This window comes from Pseudonocardia sp. (assembly GCF_025965585.1).
GTDB lineage: Bacteria > Actinomycetota > Actinomycetes > Mycobacteriales > Pseudonocardiaceae > Pseudonocardia.
In genome coordinates this window covers 1-3,702 of sequence record NZ_JAOPWR010000149.1, presented here as the reverse complement: position 1 = coordinate 3,702, position 3,702 = coordinate 1, and the positions used below count along the sequence as shown (strand labels likewise).

3 protein-coding genes are annotated in these 3,702 nt (G+C 70.5%); all 3 read right to left on the bottom strand.

The genetic code is table 11. The features are described 5' to 3' along the window. Positions 1–944 (bottom strand): NAD(P)-dependent alcohol dehydrogenase (locus tag JWR81_RS09290; RefSeq protein ID WP_297649472.1); only part of this gene is annotated, 944 nt, incomplete at its 3' end. Between the two features lie 487 nt (positions 945–1,431). After that, entirely contained in the window at positions 1,432–1,782 is a 351-nt protein-coding gene (locus tag JWR81_RS09285; protein ID WP_297649470.1) for a hypothetical protein, read from the bottom strand. Between the two features lie 18 nt (positions 1,783–1,800). Then, on the bottom strand, positions 1,801–2,955 hold the full coding sequence (locus tag JWR81_RS09280; RefSeq protein ID WP_297649469.1) for an IS630 family transposase: 1,155 nt from the start codon (positions 2,953–2,955) through the stop codon (positions 1,801–1,803). Between the last annotated feature and the right edge of the window lie 747 nt (positions 2,956–3,702).

Sequence of the window (3,702 nt, the reverse complement as noted above, 5' to 3'; positions counted from 1 at the left end):
ACGATCGTCTTGAACGTCCAGCCCTTGATCAGCGACTGGCCGATCTCGAACGGCGCCACCGTCCCAGGGGCTCCGGCGCCGACGAGGGCTAGCGTGCCGCGGATCGCCAGGGCGTCGGCGGCTGCGGTGAGAACCTGGGGTTTCGCCGTTGTGTCGAGGACGAAGTCGATGCCTCTTCCACGAGTGGCGGCCATCAGTTGGTCCTGCAGGTCGCCGTTGCCGGCCTTGACCATGTGCGTCGCGCCGAGCTCCTCGGCCAGCGTCAGGCGGGAGGGGGAATCGTGCAGGTCCACCGCGACGACGGTGGTGCAGCCGATCACGCGCGCGGCCATGACCGCGGCCAGCCCCACCGCCCCGGTTCCTGTGACGGCGAGAGAGGAGCCTGCGGGCGGCCGCAGCTCGTTGAGGACCGAGCCAGCGCCGGTCTGCATCCCGCAGCCCAGGGGGGCGAGGAGTTCCAGTGGGGCGTCCGGGGCGATCGGGATCAGGCTGCTCTCCACCACGTTGGCATAGCTGCCGAACGATGACTGCCCGAAGAAGTGGGAGGAGATGGGCGTCTCGTCCTCCGCCGTCAGAGCGGTGGAGCCATCGGTGCGCCGGCCGCCGAAGTCCTGGGCGAAGAGGTTCTCGCAGTAGGCCATCCGGCCCGCCTGGCACTCCTGGCAGTGAGTGCAGTACGCAGCGGAGAGCAACACGTGGTCGCCCGGGCGCACAGTCGTGACGGCCTTGCCCACCTCCTCGACGACCCCGGCGCCCTCATGGCCGAGTACAGCCGGTAGCGGCGTCGGGTAGACCCCGTCGCGGACGATCGCGTCGGTGTGGCAGATCCCCGTGGCGACCATCTTCACGCGCACCTCGTCGTCGCGGATGTCGTCCAGTTCTAGCTGCTCGAGAGTCAGAGGCGCGTGGTGTTCGCGAGCGACCGCTGCGGTGATGGTGGTCATGACTTCTTCTCCTCGGTGGGTGGTCGGCGAACCTGGCGGCGGCATACCGCGTCGAACCGACAGATCGGCGCCCCCCCGCACCTCGTAGCGCTGCGATCACCCTTTGACGTGGGTGACGACCCTCAGCGCCTCGGGGTCGAGCGCACCGATCACGTCCGCGGTCGGTCCTGGGATCGGCCGGGGCTGGCAGCCCGCGGACCCCGACGACGGGGGGACAGGCGGGTGATCCAGAAGGACACCGGTCGGCCGCGGTAGTAGGCCGGCGCGGCGATGCGGGGGCTGGACGGCAGAGCGGTCATGGTGATCTCCAGGTGAGCGGAGGCAGCGCGTTGTTCCTGACGGTGCTGAACCGCCAGCCGACGCTGCGGCGGGAGTAGACGTCCACGACTCAGCCTCCGCGTTCCGGTGGTGGGTGTCGTCACGGTCAACGCCACTCGGGGGTTACGGCCAGCCGCAACATTCCGCCCACTGCTAGTGGTACTGCCTGTTAGTTCGTCGGTGTTTCGGCCTTCCAGGCGGTGGGGTCGTTGAGGTAGAGGCCGCACGCGCAGTCGAGGGCTTCTTCGGGGCTGCCGGCGGTGTGTCCGGTGGGCAGGATGCTGTCCTGATAGTCGTCGTGGCTGGCCCGGTAGATCGCGAAGCCCCAGGTTCTTGCCGAGCCGCCGTAGCGCAGCCGACACAGTGGCAGGACCTCACCGTCGTGCAGGTGGCCGGTGAGGTAGGCGAACTGGCCGCGGAAGCGGAGCTCGACCCGTGCCAGCGCGGGCCAGCGGGTGTGGGCGTGCGCGGAGAGTCGCTGGCCGAGGCTGGTCTTGGTGGAGGTGGGCGGGGTCGGCATCAGCTCATCCTCCCGGGTTCAGCCGGCCCGCGCGGGCGGGTCGGGATGTCGGTGCGCGTCGATCCGGCGCAGCAGCCCGGCGAGCTCGGCGCGGCCGAATCGCCAGTCGAACGGGGTGGCGGTGGCGTTGTAGCGGGGTTCGAAGGCCCTCAGCCGCGCGGCCAGGGCGTCGAGGTCGGCGAAGTCGACCGGGCGGATGACCTTGCGCCCGATGATCGAGAACACGATCTCGATCTGGTTGAGCCAGGAGGCGTGCACCGGCAGGTGCACCAGCTGCGCGGTGGGCCACGCCTGGCTCATCCGGTCGACCGAGCGCTGCCCGGCGTGGCTGGAGCCGTTGTCCACCACCCAGAACACCCGCTTGGCGCTGGCGTAGGGCTCGGTGGTCATCACCTGGGCCACCAGCTCGGCGAACGGGGCGATGCCGGTGCGCGGGGCCACCCGGCCCCTCAGCTGGGCGCGGTGCACGTCGTAGGCGCCGAAGTAGGCCAGGGTGGCGTGTCGGGTGTACTCGAACTCCACCCGCCGGGCCCGTCCCGGGCCCGCCGGCAGCTCCGGGTGGCGCCGGGACACCGCCTGCAGCTGGGACTTCTCATCGGCGCTGATCACGTACTCGTCGTCGGCGAGCGCGATCCCGCACCACGTGCGGGCGTAGAGATCGAGCACCCGCGCGGCCTTGGCCGCGAAGTCCAGATCGCGGGGAAAGATCCAGGACCGGTACTGCCAGGGCTTGATCGCGTCCTCGTGCAGCCAGCGGCGCACCGTGGCCGCTGACACCGACACCACCAGGCCCTCGGCCACGGCCCGCGCGGCCAGCTCAGCCGAGCTCCACCGCGACAGCGGCACCCCCCGCTGCTCGGGAGGCTCGCAGGCCATCGCCTTGACCTCGGCCACCACCTCCGCGGGGAACGACCGCGGCCGGCCCGGACGAGGCCGGTCGGCCAGCCCGTCCAGGCCGGACTCGAAGAACCGCTTCCGCCACGTCCCGACCACATCCACGTGCACCTCGAGCCGCGCGGCGATCACGGTGTTCTGGTGCCCGTCCGCGGCCAGCAACACAATCCTCGCCCGGACTACGTCGGCGTGGCGGGCAGTGTAGGCCCGGGACCGCTGCTCCAGCACCGCCCGATCCGCATCAGACAGCTCGATCACATACGGGAACTGGCGGGTCATCACAGACGAGCCTCCGCTGGCACACCGATCACGGAGACTCGGCGCTTCCCCTCGCCCAGACCAGCAGCGAACTTACCCCGGCGTATCTCCAGGCGCGACCACTAGCTGGACTCCATGCGGACGACGATCGTGTGCTCGGCGTTCACCCTGGCCACGTACTCGGCCGTCAGCCCGTGCGCGCCGGAGATGACAAGGTGAGCACCGGCTCGTCGCCCGAGGCCTCGGGTTCGCCGTCGCCGGTGTCGGTGCACCCGGGCGTGGCGGGTGCGGCAGTGATCACGGCGATGTGGCAGGAGTGGACGGTGTCGGGCTGTCATCGCCCGTATAGGGCTCGCCGGCGCTCAAACCCGGGCGGTGGCGGCCCGGGCTTCCCGCGGCAAGCAGGACCTCGTCCCGCGCCAGCGCAGTCACTCGACGAGGCGGTGTGACCCGCGAGTCCGTCGTGTCAGCGTGGCCGGGCAGTGGCCTGAGTAGACAGTGAACACCGGCAGGTATCGGGACTCGGGTTCGGGTGCTCCTGGTCATGTGTGGGTTCTGCGGCGGACGTGTCGATCTTGCTGAGGTCCTGCTGGCCGGGGCGCGGGGATGCGGGAGGGGTCGTGGTGGACGTGACGGTGTGTCCGGAGTGCGGTGAGGTGGCCGAGGTGCTGCAGCGCCCGGTTCTGTCGAGCACCGATGGACCTGTCGAGCTGGGCCGGGTCTGCTGCGCGCGGGGGCACTGGTTCCTGCTGCCGATGGCGATGCTGA

What these genes read in the sequence shown, in the direction of transcription:
- JWR81_RS09285 (WP_297649470.1), bottom strand. Translation starts at nt 1,782, where the DNA reads ATGCCGACCCCGCCCACCTCCACCAAGACCAGCCTCGGCCAGCGACTC.
- JWR81_RS09280 (WP_297649469.1), bottom strand. Translation starts at nt 2,955, where the DNA reads ATGACCCGCCAGTTCCCGTATGTGATCGAGCTGTCTGATGCGGATCGG.